This window comes from Stenotrophomonas sp. a6 (genome assembly GCF_030913325.1).
In the GTDB taxonomy this organism is placed as follows: domain Bacteria; phylum Pseudomonadota; class Gammaproteobacteria; order Xanthomonadales; family Xanthomonadaceae; genus Stenotrophomonas; species Stenotrophomonas maltophilia.
On record NZ_CP133161.1, the window covers coordinates 626,924 to 641,154 of the forward strand.

A 14,231-nucleotide genomic window follows, 5' to 3' on the forward strand; every position below is an offset into this window, starting at 1 on the left:
CATGACCCAGAAGAGGAATTCGACGTGATCAAGAAGCAGAACCTTCGCATCAATGTGTTGGCAGCCGCCGTGCTGTCGCTGACCGGTGTTGGCCTGGCACAGGCCGCCGACCTGAAAGCAAATGCGCCGTTGTCCGGCCCGAAGACGCAGCAGGTTGATGGCATCATCGTGAAGTACCGCGCTGGCAGCGCCGCAGCTGCCGATGCGAACGCCAAGCTGGCCGTGGTCAACTCGGCCATCGCCCGCGCCCTGCCGGCAGGTACCAACGCGGCTGCGCGCAGTGCCGCGCTGCGCCCGCAGGTGGCCCGCAAGCTGGGCATCGGTGCCGATCTGATCCGCCTGCAGGGAGGGATCGCGCGCGCCGAACTGGACAAGGTGCTGGGCGAACTGAAGGCTGACCCGACCGTCGAATATGCGGTGGCCGACGCCATCATGTATCCGATCGATGCCGCGTCGTCGCCGCGTGCGGACGCCGTCGCGAAGTCCGATGCGTCGCCCAGCTTCGTGCCCAACGATCCGTACTACCAGAGCCACAACTGGCACTTCCACAACCCGGTCGGTGGCGTGAACGCACCGGCCGCATGGGACGTCTCGCAGGGCGAGGGCGTCGTGGTGGCCGTGCTCGATACCGGCATCCTGCCCGAGCACCCGGATTTCGCCGCCGGCACCCTGCTGGAGGGCTACGACTTCATCAGCCAGGCCAGCCGCTCGCGTCGTGCCGCCGATGGCCGCGTGCCGGGTGCACTCGACTACGGTGACTGGATGCCCACCGCCAATGCCTGCTACGACGGTTCGCCGGTACGCGACAGCAGCTGGCACGGTACCCATGTGACCGGCACCATCGCCGAGGCCACCAACAACGGCCTGCATACCGCCGGCCTGGCCTACAAGGCCAAGGTGTTGCCGGTGCGCGTGCTCGGCTACTGCGGTGGCACCCTGTCGGACATCACCGACGCCATCACCTGGGCCTCGGGCGGTACCGTGGCCGGCATCCCTGCCAACCAGAATCCGGCCGAGATCATCAACATGAGCCTGGGCGGCTCCGGCAGCTGCGATCCGGCCTACCAGGCGGCCATCACCGGTGCCACCAACCGCGGTACCCTGGTGGTGGTGGCAGCCGGCAACGACTCGATGAATGTCGCCAACGCCCGCCCGGCCAACTGCGATGGCGTGGTCTCGGTCGGCGCTACCGGCATCACAGGCGCCATGGCCTACTACTCCAACTTCGGTACCCGCATCGATCTGTCCGGCCCGGGCGGTGGCGTCACCGACGGCAATCCGAACGGCTATGTCTGGCAGGCGGTGTCCAGCAGCAAGACGTCGCCGCCGGCAGCCGGTTCCACCGAGGGTTACACCCTTGGCGGCAAGGCCGGCACGTCGATGGCGGCGCCACATGTGGCTGCCGTCGCCGCGCTGGTGCAGAGCGCGCTGATCGCCGCCAACCGCGACCCGCTCGCGCCGGCGGGCATGCGTACCCTGCTGAAGGAAACGGCACGTCCGTTCCCGGTCAGCATTCCGTCCGCCACCCCGATCGGTACCGGCATCGTCGATGCCAAGGCCGCGCTGGACAAGGCCCTGGAAGAGCCGTGCACCGAGAACTGCGGGCCGGTGGCGAAGCCGCTGACCAACAAGGTGGCCATCGGCGGGTTGAGTGGTGCCGCCGGCAGCAGCGTGCTTTACAGCTTCGAAGCCGCGGCAGGCAAGCAGCTCAGCGTCATCACCTATGGTGGCACCGGCAACGTGTCGGTCTACCTGGCCAAGGGCCGCGAGCCGAGTGCCACCGACAACGATGCGCGCTCGACCCGCCCGGGCACCTCGGAAACGGTGCGGGTGACGGCACCGACTGCCGGCACCTACTACATCAAGGTGGTGGGCGAGGCGGCTTACAGCGGTGTGAGCATTCTCGCCACGCAGTAAGCGCGCAGTGCGGTAGTTGAATGGCCGAAGCCCGTCACCCGCATGTGACGGGCTTCGTCTTTTTACGAAAGCGGGCGGCGGGGCGACGGAAATCACGACGTAACTGCTAAAGTCGAGCCGATTGACAGGAGAGTCACGTGAACGCCCTTGCTGCAACCGCTGCCGACGACGCCGAAGGCCGCATCCTGGATGCGTTGTTGGCGCGTGGCCGCCTCAAGGAGAGCGATCTTGCACGGGCACGGCCGCTGCACGCGGAGGCCGGCGGCAGCCTGCTTGGCCTGCTGGTGCGGCTGGGGCTGGTGTCCGAACGTGACCAGGCGCAGGCCAGCGCCGAGGTGCTGGGCCTGCCGCTGCTGGATGGCAAGCAGCTGCCGGATTCACCGCCCCAGGGTCTGGCCGAGGGCCTGCCGCTGTCCCTGCGTTTCCTCAAACAGTTCCATGTATGCCCGCTGGCGCTGGATGAACAGGGTGTACGGCTGTGGCTGGCCGATGCCCACGATCCCTATCCGCAGCAGGCTGTGCAGCTGGCACTTGGCGTACCGGTGACCCCGGTGCTGGGCATGCGTGCGGAGATCGATGATCTGGTCGAGCGCTGGTTCGGCCAGGGCCGCAGCGCGATGGGCGCGATTGTTGAAACCGCAGACGGCGAGGGCGGCGCGGTCGACGATATCGAGCACCTGCGCGACCTGGCCTCTGAAGCGCCGGTGATCCGCCTGGTCAACCTGGTGATCCAGCGTGCGGTGGAACTGCGCGCTTCGGACATCCACGTCGAGCCGTTCGAAAGCCGGCTGAAGGTGCGTTACCGCGTCGACGGCGTGCTGGTGGAAGGCGAAAGCCCGCCGGCCAACCTCACCGCAGCGGTGATCAGCCGCATCAAGATCATGGCCCGCCTCAACATCGCCGAGCGCCGCCTGCCGCAGGACGGCCGCATCATGCTGCGCGTGCAGGGCAAGGAGCTGGACCTGCGCGTGAGCACGGTGCCGACCGCGCACGGCGAAAGCGTGGTGATGCGCCTGCTCGACCGCGAAACGGTGGTGTTCGATTTCCATCGTCTCGGCTTCACCGATGCGTTCCTGCCGCAGTTCCGCAAAGTGCTGGAACAACCGCACGGCATCCTGCTGGTCACAGGCCCGACCGGTTCGGGCAAGACCACCACGCTGTACACCGCGCTGAGCCAGCTCAACACCGCCGACGTCAAGATCATCACGGTGGAAGATCCGGTCGAGTACCAGATCGAGGGCATCAACCAGATCCAGGCCAAGCCGCAGATCGGCCTGGACTTCGCCAACGCACTGCGCAGCATCGTGCGCCAGGACCCGGACATCATCATGATCGGCGAAATGCGCGACCTGGAAACCGCGCGCATCGCGATCCAGTCGGCGCTGACCGGCCACCTGGTGCTGTCCACCCTGCACACCAACAATGCGGCCGGCGGCATCACCCGCCTGCTCGACATGGGCGTGGAGGACTATCTCCTCACGTCCACCATCAACGGCATCCTGGCCCAGCGCCTGGTGCGTCGGCTGGAGCCGACCCACGCCGAGCGCTATGAAGCCTCGCCGGAGGAGATCGAGCGTTTCGAGCTGCGCCGCCTGCAGCCGGAAGGGCCGATCCATCTATACCGCCCCAAGGCTTCGGCACTGGCGCCGACTGGTTACCTGGGCCGCACCACCATCATGGAATTCCTGGTGATGAACGACGCGCTGCGGCGTGCGGTGATGCGCCGCGATGGCATGGGCGAGATCGAACGCATCGCCCGTGAAGCCGGCATGCGCACCATGTACGAGGATGGCCTGGCCAAAGCACTCAGCGGCCAGACCACCATCGAGGAAGTGCTGCGCGTGACCGAGGAAAGCTGATGCGCGCAGGACGCCGGGGCTGACATGCCGAACTACCGCTACAAAGCGCTCAATTCGCACGGCGAGATCTTCGACGGGCAGATGGAAGCCGCCAGCGAGGCCGAACTGGTCGCGCGCCTGCAGGATCAGGGCCATCTGCCGATGGAGACCCAGCTGGCCGATGGCGGCGTGGTCGGCGGCAGCAGCTGGCGCACGCTGCTGCGCCAGCGCCCGTTGCAGGGCGCGGCGCTGCTGCAGTTCACCCAGCAGCTGGCGACCCTGCTTGGTGCCGGCCAGCCGCTGGACCGTGCACTGTCGATCCTGCTCGGGCTTCCGGAAGACGAACGCTCGCGGCGTGCGATCACCGACATCCGCGACGTGGTGCGCGGCGGTGCGCCGCTGTCGACCGCGCTGGAGCGCCAGCACGGCCTGTTCTCGCGCCTGTACGTGAACATGGTGCGTGCCGGCGAGGCGGGTGGCAGCCTGCACGAGACCCTGCAGCGGCTGGCCGACTACCTCGAACGCAGCCGCGCGCTGCAGGGCAAGGTGATCAACGCACTGGTCTATCCGGCCATCCTGCTGGTGGTGGTGGGCGGTGCGCTGCTGTTCCTGCTCGGTTACGTGGTGCCACAGTTCGCGCAGATGTACGAAAGCCTGGACGTGGCGCTGCCGTGGTTCACCAATGCGGTGCTGCAGCTGGGCCTGTTCGTGCGCGACTGGTGGGTGCTGCTGCTGGTAGTGCCCGCACTGCTGGCATTGTTCTTCGAACGCAAGGTACGGCAACCGGCGTTCCGGCTGGCGCTGGATGGATGGCTGCTGCAGCGTCGCGGCATCGGCCGCCTGCTGGGCGAACTGGAAACCGCGCGGCTGGCGCGCACGCTGGGCACCCTGCTGCGCAATGGCGTGCCGCTGCTCGGGGCGCTGGGCATCGCACGCAACGTGCTGGGCAACCGCGCGCTGGCCGCTGATGTGGAAGCGGCCGCCGACGAAGTGAAGAACGGTGCCGGCCTGTCGCTGGCACTGTCACGCGGCAAGCGTTTCCCACGCCTGGCCCTGCAGATGATCCAGGTCGGCGAGGAATCCGGTGCCCTCGATACCATGCTGCTGAAAGCTGCCGACACGTTTGAACAGGACAGCGCCCGTCGCATCGACCGCCTGTTGGCCGCGATGGTGCCGGCGATCACCCTGGTGCTGGCCTCGGTGGTCGGTGCGGTGATCGTCGCCGTGCTGGTGCCGTTGTACGACCTGACCAATGCCATCGGCTGATGATGGCTCCCTACGCAACCCCGACACTCCGCAACTGAAAGGACCGACCATGATTGCTTCCCGTCGACCGATCCGCCTTTCCTTCACTGCCGCGCGCAACCAGTCGGGCATGAGCCTGCTGGAGATCATCATCGTCATCGTGCTGATCGGCGCGGTGCTGACCCTGGTCGCCAGCCGCGTGCTGGGCGGTGCCGACCGTGGCAAGGCGAACATCGCCAAGGCCCAGGTGCAGACCGTTGCCTCCAAGGTCGACAACTACCAGATCGATACCGGCAAGCTGCCTGGCTCGCTCAACGATCTGGTGACCGCACCGGCAGGTGTCGGCGGCTGGCTGGGCCCGTACGCCAAGCCGGCCGACCTGAATGACCCGTGGGGCCACGCGCTGGAGTACCGCGCGCCGGGCGAAGGCCAGCCGTATGAACTGATCAGCCTGGGCAAGGACGGCAAGGCCGGCGGCAGCAGCGTCGACGCTGACATCCGCTACCAGCCGTAACCAGGCATGACGCATTTCCTGCCGCGCCGGCTGCCTCGCCCGCGCCTGCACGGCAGGCGCGCAGCGGGCCTGTCGCTGCTGGAAATGCTGCTGGTGATCGCGCTGATCGCCGCGATCGGCCTGATCACCGCCGCGGGTCTGTCGCGCGGCTTTGCCGGCATGCAGCTGCGCAGTGCCGGCAAGGACATCGCCAACCAGCTGCGCATAGTGCGCGCCCAGGCCATCGCGCGCGGTGAGCCGCAGCGCTTCGTGATCGAGCCGGCGCGTCGCCGTTGGCAGGGGGCCAACCAGCGGCAGGGCGATGTGCCGACGCAGCTGCAGGTGCAGTTCGAAGGTGCCGCGCAGCTGGCCACCGCACCGGGGCAGGGCGTGATCGAGTTCCATCCCGATGGTGGCTCCAGTGGTGGCCGCATCCGCCTGCAACGTGAGGGCGCCGAATGGCGCATCGATGTCGGCTGGCTGACCGGCGAGGTCCGCTCCGGCCCGTGGCAGGCGCCATGAAGCGGCAGGCGCGTGGTTTTACGTTGCTGGAAGTGATCATCGCCTTCGCCTTGCTGGGCCTGGCGCTGACGCTGCTTCTGGACAGCCTGTCAGGTGGCGCGAAACAGGTCCGAGAGGCCGAGCTGCGCACGCGTGCGGTGCTGCATGCGCAATCGCTGCTGGCCGAAGCCGGTGTCGCCGCGCCATTGCAGGTGGGCAGCCAGCAGGGCGACTGGGAACAGGGCCGATACCATTGGGAGCTGCAGGTACAGCCATGGGTCGAGCCGCGTGCCGCCAACGCGGTACAGGCACAGGCGCAATCGCCGGGGGCTCCCTGGCTGGCCGAGCTGCAGCTTCAGGTGCGCTGGGGCGAAGGCGAACCGGAACAACTGCGCTGGCGCAGCCTGCGCCTGCTGCCGCCGGACCTGGAGAGCGCGCGATGAAGCGACGCGCCGCAGGCTTTACCCTGGTGGAAGTGATGTTGGCCACGGTGCTGTTGGCCGGTGGCCTGGCGTTGGCCTTTGCCAGCGTGCGCTCGGCGATGGCGGTGAGCCAGCGTGGCGAGCAGATTGCCGCCGAGAGCGAACGCATGCGTGCGGTCGAGGCTCTGCTGCGGCGGCAGCTGGCCGGTGCGCTGCGCACGCCGCTGGAAGTGCCCGATCCCACCCGCGAACCGATCTTCTTCCAGGGCGAAGAGCAACGCATGCTGTTCGCGGCCGATCTACCGGGCTATCTGGGCCGTGGTGGTGCCTACCTGCATGCACTGCAGGTGGATGGCCGCAGCGGCCAGCAACGCCTCCTGCTCGACCTGGTGCTGCTGCAGGAGGGCGAGCGCATCGCCGAAACTCCGCCGCGCCCACCGGAGGTGCTGGTGGAGAACCTCAAGTCGGTGCAACTACGCTATCGCGGCATCGATGCCAGCACCGGGCAGGTGACTGATTGGACGCCGCGCTGGGATGACACCCGGCGCCTGCCGATGCTGGTGGAGATCCAGATCGTGCCCGCCAAGGGCGCTCCCTGGCCTGCACTGGTGGTCGCTCCGCGCGCGGGCGGCAGTGGAGGAGCGCGATGAGCCGGGCGCACGGCGCGGCGCTGGTACTGGTCCTGTGGCTGATCGCCCTGATGACGGCGCTGGTGGGCGCGTTCGCGTTGAGCGCGCGGGTCGAGCACCTGCAGCAGCGGGTGCTGGATGATGATGCGCGTGGCCAGGAGCGTGCACGGGCGGGACTTGAGTACGCGCTGACGCGCCTGTCCGCCGATCCGCAGCGGGCGCCCTGGCGCGCCGATGGCCGTGTCTATCGTTGGCAGTTCGATGACGCCAGCATCGAGATCAAGGTGCTGGACGAGAACGGCAAGATCAACCTGAACCTGGCCGACGTGGCTCTGCTGAGCGCCTTCCTCAAGGCGCTGGGTGAAGACGAAGCGCAGGCCCGCCAGCTGGCCGGCGCGATCGTCGACTGGCGCGACGAAGACAGCCTGCTGCAGCCCGGCGGCGGTGCCGAAGCGCCCGACTATGCCGCAGCAGGCCTGCCCTATGGCCCCCGCAACAAGCGTTTCGAGACGCTGGGCGAGCTGCAGCGGGTACTCGGCATGCGCGGCCCGCTGTACCAGGCCATGCTGCCGCACCTGACCCTGTACAGCCGCCAGGCGCGCCCGGATCCCCAGTTTGCCAGCGCGCCGGTGCTGACCGCACTGGGCCTGGATGCGGATACCGTGCTGGCGCAGCGCGCACAGCAGGAGCGTGACGCAGATACCGCTGGCGGTGCGACAACGCTTGCCAGCAGCAGCGGCACCTATAGTATCGAGTCTCGTGCAACCGACGGCAGTGGACGCCGGTCGGTGTTGCAGGCAGTGGTACGCAATGGCTCGGGCGGGGTTCCCGGGCGGTCCTACACAGTGCTTCGCTGGGAGCAGGGAATGACAGCAAGATGACGGCATGGCAGGACAGTGTGCGGCAGGTACAGGGCCGGATCGGCCCTGGCGCCGGCCGTTTCCTGCGCTGGTGGCGGCAATCGCTGCTGGCCTGGGTGCCGGCACGTTGGCAGTGGGCACTGGGCTGGGCACAGGCGCGCCTGCTGCTGCAGCGCGAAGGCGACCACCTTCAGGTCTGGCGTGAGGCGGGGGAGCGCCGCGAACCGGTCGTACGGCTGCCGTGGCCGCTGTCCCCGGCCGAACTGGATCGCGTGCTGGAAGCCCGCCTGCGCAGCTTGCCGCGGGTGTGGCTGCTGCCGGCAAGCGATGTGCTGCGCCGGCAGCTGCGCCTGCCGGCGGCGGCGGCTGACCGCCTGCGTGCGGTGGTCGGTTTCGAGATCGACCGGCAGACGCCTTTTGAATCCAGCCAGGTCAGCTATGACGTGCGTGAACGTGGCGCGGCGGGCGAGGGCCAGCTGCAGGTCGAACTGGTGGCCTGGCCGTTGCGGCAGCTCGAGGCTTGGCGCAGCAACGTGGGCCAATGGGCCGATGCACTGTCCGGTGTCGATGCCATTGATGCGCAGGGCAACATCCTGCAGGTGAACCTGCTGCCGCCCGCGCAGCGTCAGCTGCAGGCCGACCCGATGCGGCGCTGGAACCTTCTGCTGGCCGTGGCCGCGGTGGTGATGCTGGTGCTGTCTGGCCTGCAGGTGCTGGACAATCGCCGCGCGGCAGCCGACGAACTGCGTGCCCAGGTGGAGCGCAGCGCGCGCAGTGCGCGTGGCGTGGCCAGCGAACGTGCCCAGCTGCAGGCGCTGATCGACGGTGCCGCGTTCCTTGAAAAGCAGCGCGGCCAGCGCGCGGGTACGGTGGAGATCTGGAACGAACTGACCCGGCGCCTGCCGGAGGGAACGTACCTGGAAAAACTGGCCATCGAGAACAACAACCTGCAGCTGATCGGCCTGAGCCGCGAGGCCTCGCAGCTGGTGCAGCTGCTGCAGGATGCGCCGCAGTGGCGCAAGGTCAACCTGACCGGCGTACTGCAGGCCGATGGCGCCGCCAGTGGCCGCGACCGCTTCACCATGACCGCTGAACTGCAGCCGTTGCCGGCGGCAGCCCCGAACCGGGAGGCGGCCGATGCCGATGCCAAGCGCACGCCGTGACCGCTGGCTGGCACTGGCACTGTTGCTGGCAGTGCTGGGCCTGGCCTACCTGCTGCTGGTGCACCCCTGGTTCACCCGGCCGCTGCGCGAAATCGATGCTGATGTCGCCGCCCTGCGCGAGCGCGAGCAGCGCGTGCAGGCGCAGCTGCAGCAGCAGCCGCAGATCGAGCAGCGCCTGCGTGCCACCCGCGAGGCACTGCAGCAGCGGCCGGGCTTCCTGCGCGAGGCCACCGCCGAGGCTGCAGCCGCTGCGCTCGGCGCGAAGCTGCAGGATGCGGTGGCGATGGCCAGCCCGGGCAACCGCAGCTGCACCATCAGCAACCGCACGCCGCTCACCGACAACCGCCGCGACGCCGAGTTCGTGCGCGTCGCCATGCAGGTGCGCCTGCGCTGTGGCGTGGCCGAACTGGCCACGGTGCTGCACAGCCTGGAGACCGGCAGCCCGCGCCTGTTCGTCGACAACCTCAACCTGATCGCGCAGCGCTTCCAGCAGTCGCCGAATGAATCCGGGCTCGGCCTGGATGTGTCATTCGAACTGGCTGGTTACCTGCTGCCGGGGGCTGCTGCCGATGGCAGTGCGCCGACGCCTGCCGCCGAACCGGTGTCCGCGCCGCAGCCGGCTTCAGCGCCACCCGCCCCCGCACCGGCGGCGCCGGTCGAGGGACAGGAGGTCGCTGATGAAACTTGAGCAGATCAGCCTGCGCACCGGTTTCCTGCTGGCCCTGGCCGGTTGGGCTGCGGCGGTCTGGCTGGCCACCGGCTTCGGTCTGGGTAGCCAGTTGCCAGGTGCGGATGGCGATGCCGACGCGGTGCCTTCGCTGCCGGTGCTGCCGCCGTTGGCCGCAGAACGCATGCCCAGCGCCGACAGCTACAGCGCGATCGGTGAGCGACCGCTGTTCGCCGAGGACCGCAGGCCGAAGCCCTACCTGCTCGGTGGCAGCGAGCCGGCCGCCAGCGCCGCGCTGCGCCTGACCGGCGTGCTGCTGACCGGCGACTTCGGCATGGCCACCTTCACCACCGAACAGAACCGTTCGCTGCGGCTGCGCCTCAACGGCGAAGCGGTGGACGGCTGGCAACTTGTGGGGCTTGCGCCGCGCCAGGCCACGGTGATCGGCCCAAGCGGCAGCCAGGTGCTGGAACTGGCCGTGTTCAATGGCCAGGGCGGCGAGCCGCCCACCGTACTGCGGGGTGCCAATGGCGCGCCGCCGGCGGGTGCGGTCGTTGTGCCACCGCCGGCGGGCGCACCGCCGATGCCATCCCCACCTCCGGCTGCTGCAACCGCAACCGCGCAGCCGCAGCCCGCCAGCAGCGTGCCATCAGCCGCCGCCGCGGCACCTCCTGCCAACACCAATGGCCCCAGCGAAGCGCAGATGCAGGCCATCCGCGAACGCATCCAGGCCCGTCGCCGCCAGCTGCAGCAACAACAGCAGCAACAACCGTCGCCGCCCCCGGGCGATGGCACCAACCGATAGAGTGAATGCATGAGCCTGCGTTTTCTTCCCTGGTCCTTTGCCCTCGCGCTGCTGGTCGGCTGCAGCACCGTGTCCGCGCCGCATGTGCAGCGCAAGGGCAATCTGTCGCCCACTGCCGAGGCCGGCCAGGCCGCTGATGTCGCAGCAGATGCTGCCCGTGACGCCCAGGGCGCTCCGCAGGCGGTGATCCGCCGTGGCACCGGCACCATGATCAACCGCGAAGCAGCACGTGCACCGGCACCGGCGCTGCATGGCGCCAGCACCGGTGAAGCAACCTTCAATTTCGAAGGCGAGTCGGTGCACGCGGTGGTCAAGGCCATCCTCGGTGACATGCTGGGCCAGAACTACGTGATCGCACCGGGCGTGCAGGGCACGGTCACCCTGGCCACGCCCAAGCCGGTGTCGCCGGCCCAGGCGTTGAACCTGCTGGAGATGGTGCTGGGCTGGAACAACGCCCGCATGGTCTACAGCGGTGGCCGCTACAACATCGTCGCTGCCGACCAGGCGCTGGCCGGTACGGTTGCGCCGAGCACGGCGCCTGCAGCCAGTGCGCGTGGCTTCGAGGTACGGGTGATCCCGCTGCAGTTCATCTCCGCCACCGAGATGAAGAAGGTGCTGGAGCCCTATGCGCGGCCCAATGCCATCGTCAACGTCGACAGCGGCCGCAACGTGATCACCCTGGGCGGTACCCGCGCCGAGCTGGAAAACTACATGCGCACCGTCGAGATCTTCGACGTCGACTGGCTGTCGGGCATGTCGGTGGGCGTGTTCCCGATCCAGTCGGGCAAGGCCGAGCAGGTCGCTGCCGACCTGGAGAAGGTGTTCGGCGAGGAGAGCAAGACCCCCAGCGCCGGCATGTTCCGTTTCCTGCCGCTGGAAAACGCCAACGCCGTGCTGGTGATCACCCCGCAGGTGCGTTACCTGGACCAGATCCAGCAGTGGCTGGACCGTATCGATACCGCCGGTGGCAGCGCCCGCCTGTTCTCCTACGAGCTGCGCTACATCAAGGCGCGCGACCTGGCCGAGCGGCTGAGTGAAGCCTTCGCCAGCAGCGGCAACCGCGGCGGCTCCAGCCCGGCATCGCTGGCACCCGGCGCGATTCCATCGCAGCTGGGCAGCGACGGCGAGCGCGGCATGGACAGCAACAACAGCAGCAGTTTCGGTTCGACCCCGGGCAGCGGTTCCAGCGGTGCCGGCAACGGCAGCATGAACCTGCCGCAGCGCCAGTCCGGCAACGTCAGCGTCAGCCTGGAAGTGGAAGGCGATCGCGTGGGCGTCTCGGCGGTGGAGGAGACCAATACCCTGCTGGTGCGTTCGAGCCCGCAGGCCTGGCGCTCGATCCGCGAGGTGATCGAGAAGCTGGACGTGATGCCGCTGCAGGTGCACATCGAAGCCCAGGTGGCCGAGGTATCGCTGGATGGTGACCTGAAGTACGGCGTGAACTGGTTCTTCGACAATGCCGTGGCCGGGCGTGCCCTGACGGGAGCATTGGGCGGCGTGACCCTGCCGGCAGCAGCGGGTGGCTCCTGGAGCAGCTTCGCCGGTGCCGCAACCGGTGGCGAAGGCCTGGGCTGGGCATTCACCGGCCACAATGGTGCGGCGGTGGTGAGCGCGCTGGACAAGGTCACCGATGTACGCCTGCTGCAGACCCCCTCGGTGTTCGTGCGCAACAACGCCGAGGCCACGCTCAACGTGGGCGACAAGGTGCCGATCAACACCACCACGGTCAACACCGGTATCGGCACCGGCACCTACAGTTCGGTGCAGTACATCGACACCGGCGTGATCCTGAAGGTGCGCCCGCGCGTAACCCGCGATGGCACGGTGTTCCTCGATATCGTGCAGGAAGTGAGCAGCGCCTCGAACGTGCCCGACAACTGCAATCCGACCGAGCGCAACTGCAACCCGCGGATTTCCACCAAGAAGCTGTCGACCGAAGCGGCGGTGCAGAGCGGCGACACCATCATGCTGGCCGGCCTGATCACCGATTCGGCCACCGATGGCAGCAGCGGCATTCCCGGCCTGAGCCGGATTCCGGTGGTCGGCGCGCTGTTCGGGCAGAAGAGCCGCACCAGCCGCCGTTCGGAAGTGATCGTGCTGCTGACCCCGAGCATCGTGCGTAACGGGCAGGAAGCGCGGAATCTGACCGACGAGTACAGCCAGCGCTTCCGCGCGATGGAGCCGCTGAACCAGCCGCGCGCAAAGAAGTAAGGGGTTTACGGCCGGGCTGCGCCCGGCACCCGCAGAGGCCGAAGCTGGAGCAACAGCAACAGCAACAGCAACAGCGGGTTTACTGAGGGATGGCGGGGCACTGTGGGTTTGCGGGGACGCCGTAAATACGTCCATGTAGCAACTGTGTTGATGGAGGGACTTGGCCCCTCCATGAGACGGGCACGGTAGTGCCGGCCGCTGGCCGGCAGCCTTTGGTCTTGCGCCCTGGCTGGCCTTAGGCAGGGACCAGCCCGTTTTCAGCGTCGCGCACCCGGGCGTTGAGGATCACCAGCATCTTCCTCATCACCGCCACGATCGCTACTTTTCCTTCCTTGCCGCGGGCCCGCAGCGACCGGTAAAAGTCCCGCAATCGTGGCTCATGTCGCATGGCCGACATGGCTGCCATGTAGAGCACCTGGCGGATCTCGGCCCTGCCGCCATGGATGCTTCGCCTCCCTCGCATGGCTCCGCTGTCGTGGGAGATCGGCGCCACGCCGACCAGGCTGGCAATGGCTTTTCCGCTGATCTGACCCAACTCAGGCAGGTAGCTGGCCAGTACCGCCTGCAATGCCGGGCCGACCCCTTTCATTGACTTCAGCACTGCCAGTTGAGGCTGCTGCGCGACCTGTTCAGAGATCTGCTTGCCCAGCCGCTCGACCAGTGTTTGCAGGCGAATGATGTTGCCTTGCATCTGCCGGCGTAGCTCGCGGTCAGTCACCATTTCCTGCTGTTGGCGGGCTACGGTCAGTGCCTGCATCGTTTGTCGACGCGCCCGCACAAACTCACGCAGTTTCCGCTGCCAGGGCTCCAGCGGCTGATAGGAAGGCAATTCCACCAGCGCGGCCATCTGCGCCAATACAAGAGCGTCCAAGCGGTCCGTCTTGGCCACTTTACCCAGCCCCTGAGCCAGTCTACGCGCTCGCAGTGCGTTGGCACGGATCACCGGATGGCCGGCCTTGTGAAGGAAGTCCAGGACAGTCTGCTCATAGCCGCCGGTGGCTTCCAAAACGATCTGAATGGCCGGCCGCGTACTCAACCAAGTGCTCAACTCGGCATAGCCAGAGGGGCTATTGCTGACCTGCAGGGTCTGGCCGTCTGTCGTGCCGATATCCAATCGGCGCTTGCTCACATCGATCCCGATCCCGTTCATTGCCCGACTCCGTATAGTCTGGAAGGGTCGAGAGCTCCCCCGCTTGCCCAGTCTTATCGCTTCGAGTGTCAGCTCCAGCAACTGTTCGGGCGGATCAAGGGAGATTCCGGCGTGGGCGCCAAGCTACATGGCGATCGTCGAGATCCAGGCTCGTACGGCGGCCCACGCCGGCTCTCGACACCTACGCTGACAGATTTTCATCAGATAAGGCTTGGTCGCCGCATCCATGCGGCTCACACCCCGCAAACCCACAGTGCCCCGCCTTCGACAGTTGCCTGCTGCTGTTGGTAGGTGTCGACCTTGGTCGACACGATCCACGCCATGCGTGGA

General features: G+C 67.7%; 13 protein-coding genes. 12 read left to right on the forward strand and 1 reads right to left on the reverse strand.

What is annotated here, in order from left to right:
• Positions 1–24 precede the first annotated feature (24 nt).
• From Q9Q79_RS02860 to gspD, 12 genes are all read left to right on the forward strand, one after another.
• Positions 25–1,917 carry a S8 family serine peptidase gene (locus Q9Q79_RS02860; protein ID WP_043033859.1) on the forward strand — a complete coding sequence of 631 codons (1,893 nt, stop codon included), beginning with the start codon at positions 25–27 and terminating at the stop codon, positions 1,915–1,917.
• Positions 1,918–2,054: 137 nt separating this feature from the next.
• A complete protein-coding gene (gene gspE, locus Q9Q79_RS02865; protein WP_043033857.1) occupies positions 2,055–3,776 on the forward strand; it encodes a type II secretion system ATPase GspE in 1,722 nt (573 codons plus the stop codon).
• A 24-nt stretch (positions 3,777–3,800) separates the two neighbouring features.
• Positions 3,801–5,021 carry a type II secretion system F family protein gene (locus Q9Q79_RS02870; RefSeq protein ID WP_005408025.1) on the forward strand — a complete coding sequence of 407 codons (1,221 nt, stop codon included), beginning with the start codon at positions 3,801–3,803 and terminating at the stop codon, positions 5,019–5,021.
• Between the two features lie 49 nt (positions 5,022–5,070).
• Positions 5,071–5,514, forward strand: a complete 444-nt coding sequence (gene gspG, locus Q9Q79_RS02875; protein ID WP_004142831.1) for a type II secretion system major pseudopilin GspG — start codon at positions 5,071–5,073, stop codon at positions 5,512–5,514.
• 6 nt (positions 5,515–5,520) lie between these two features.
• Complete coding sequence (locus tag Q9Q79_RS02880; protein WP_201864125.1) at positions 5,521–6,015, forward strand: GspH/FimT family pseudopilin; 495 nt, start codon at positions 5,521–5,523, stop codon at positions 6,013–6,015.
• On the forward strand, positions 6,012–6,437 hold the full coding sequence (locus Q9Q79_RS02885) for a prepilin-type N-terminal cleavage/methylation domain-containing protein (protein WP_201864133.1): 426 nt from the start codon (positions 6,012–6,014) through the stop codon (positions 6,435–6,437). Before Q9Q79_RS02880 ends, Q9Q79_RS02885 begins: the two co-directional genes overlap by 4 nt.
• The gene (locus Q9Q79_RS02890; protein ID WP_005412204.1) at positions 6,434–7,066 is read left to right on the forward strand and encodes a type II secretion system protein J; all 633 of its coding nucleotides are present in this window, start codon (positions 6,434–6,436) and stop codon (positions 7,064–7,066) included. Before Q9Q79_RS02885 ends, Q9Q79_RS02890 begins: the two co-directional genes overlap by 4 nt.
• Positions 7,063–7,926 (forward strand): general secretion pathway protein GspK, encoded by an 864-nt coding sequence (locus Q9Q79_RS02895; RefSeq protein ID WP_005408029.1) that lies wholly within the window; start codon positions 7,063–7,065, stop codon positions 7,924–7,926. The genes Q9Q79_RS02890 and Q9Q79_RS02895 overlap by 4 nt, the downstream gene beginning before the upstream one ends.
• Positions 7,923–9,068, forward strand: a complete 1,146-nt coding sequence (locus Q9Q79_RS02900; RefSeq protein WP_012479115.1) for a PilN domain-containing protein — start codon at positions 7,923–7,925, stop codon at positions 9,066–9,068. The genes Q9Q79_RS02895 and Q9Q79_RS02900 overlap by 4 nt, the downstream gene beginning before the upstream one ends.
• On the forward strand, positions 9,049–9,756 hold the full coding sequence (gspM, locus tag Q9Q79_RS02905) for a type II secretion system protein GspM (RefSeq protein ID WP_231098244.1): 708 nt from the start codon (positions 9,049–9,051) through the stop codon (positions 9,754–9,756). The genes Q9Q79_RS02900 and gspM overlap by 20 nt, the downstream gene beginning before the upstream one ends.
• Positions 9,746–10,540 carry a hypothetical protein gene (locus Q9Q79_RS02910; protein ID WP_005408032.1) on the forward strand — a complete coding sequence of 265 codons (795 nt, stop codon included), beginning with the start codon at positions 9,746–9,748 and terminating at the stop codon, positions 10,538–10,540. The genes gspM and Q9Q79_RS02910 overlap by 11 nt, the downstream gene beginning before the upstream one ends.
• Before the next feature lie 9 nt (positions 10,541–10,549).
• Positions 10,550–12,751, forward strand: a complete 2,202-nt coding sequence (gene gspD / locus Q9Q79_RS02915; protein WP_033834384.1) for a type II secretion system secretin GspD — start codon at positions 10,550–10,552, stop codon at positions 12,749–12,751.
• A gap of 235 nt (positions 12,752–12,986) precedes the next feature.
• Here gspD and Q9Q79_RS02920 read toward each other — a convergent pair whose 3' ends face one another.
• Positions 12,987–13,901 (reverse strand): IS110-like element ISStma7 family transposase, encoded by a 915-nt coding sequence (locus Q9Q79_RS02920; protein WP_012479096.1) that lies wholly within the window; start codon positions 13,899–13,901, stop codon positions 12,987–12,989.
• Positions 13,902–14,231 lie beyond the last annotated feature (330 nt).

Coding starts and splice junctions, on each gene's coding strand:
- Q9Q79_RS02870 (WP_005408025.1), top strand. CDS start 3,801: ATGCCGAACTACCGCTACAAAGCGCTCAATTCGCACGGCGAGATCTTC.
- gspG (WP_004142831.1), top strand. CDS start 5,071: ATGATTGCTTCCCGTCGACCGATCCGCCTTTCCTTCACTGCCGCGCGC.
- Q9Q79_RS02880 (WP_201864125.1), top strand. CDS start 5,521: ATGACGCATTTCCTGCCGCGCCGGCTGCCTCGCCCGCGCCTGCACGGC.
- Q9Q79_RS02885 (WP_201864133.1), top strand. CDS start 6,012: ATGAAGCGGCAGGCGCGTGGTTTTACGTTGCTGGAAGTGATCATCGCC.
- Q9Q79_RS02890 (WP_005412204.1), top strand. CDS start 6,434: ATGAAGCGACGCGCCGCAGGCTTTACCCTGGTGGAAGTGATGTTGGCC.
- Q9Q79_RS02895 (WP_005408029.1), top strand. CDS start 7,063: ATGAGCCGGGCGCACGGCGCGGCGCTGGTACTGGTCCTGTGGCTGATC.
- Q9Q79_RS02900 (WP_012479115.1), top strand. CDS start 7,923: ATGACGGCATGGCAGGACAGTGTGCGGCAGGTACAGGGCCGGATCGGC.
- gspM (WP_231098244.1), top strand. CDS start 9,049: ATGCCAAGCGCACGCCGTGACCGCTGGCTGGCACTGGCACTGTTGCTG.
- Q9Q79_RS02910 (WP_005408032.1), top strand. CDS start 9,746: ATGAAACTTGAGCAGATCAGCCTGCGCACCGGTTTCCTGCTGGCCCTG.
- gspD (WP_033834384.1), top strand. CDS start 10,550: ATGAGCCTGCGTTTTCTTCCCTGGTCCTTTGCCCTCGCGCTGCTGGTC.
- Q9Q79_RS02920 (WP_012479096.1), bottom strand. CDS start 13,901: ATGAACGGGATCGGGATCGATGTGAGCAAGCGCCGATTGGATATCGGC.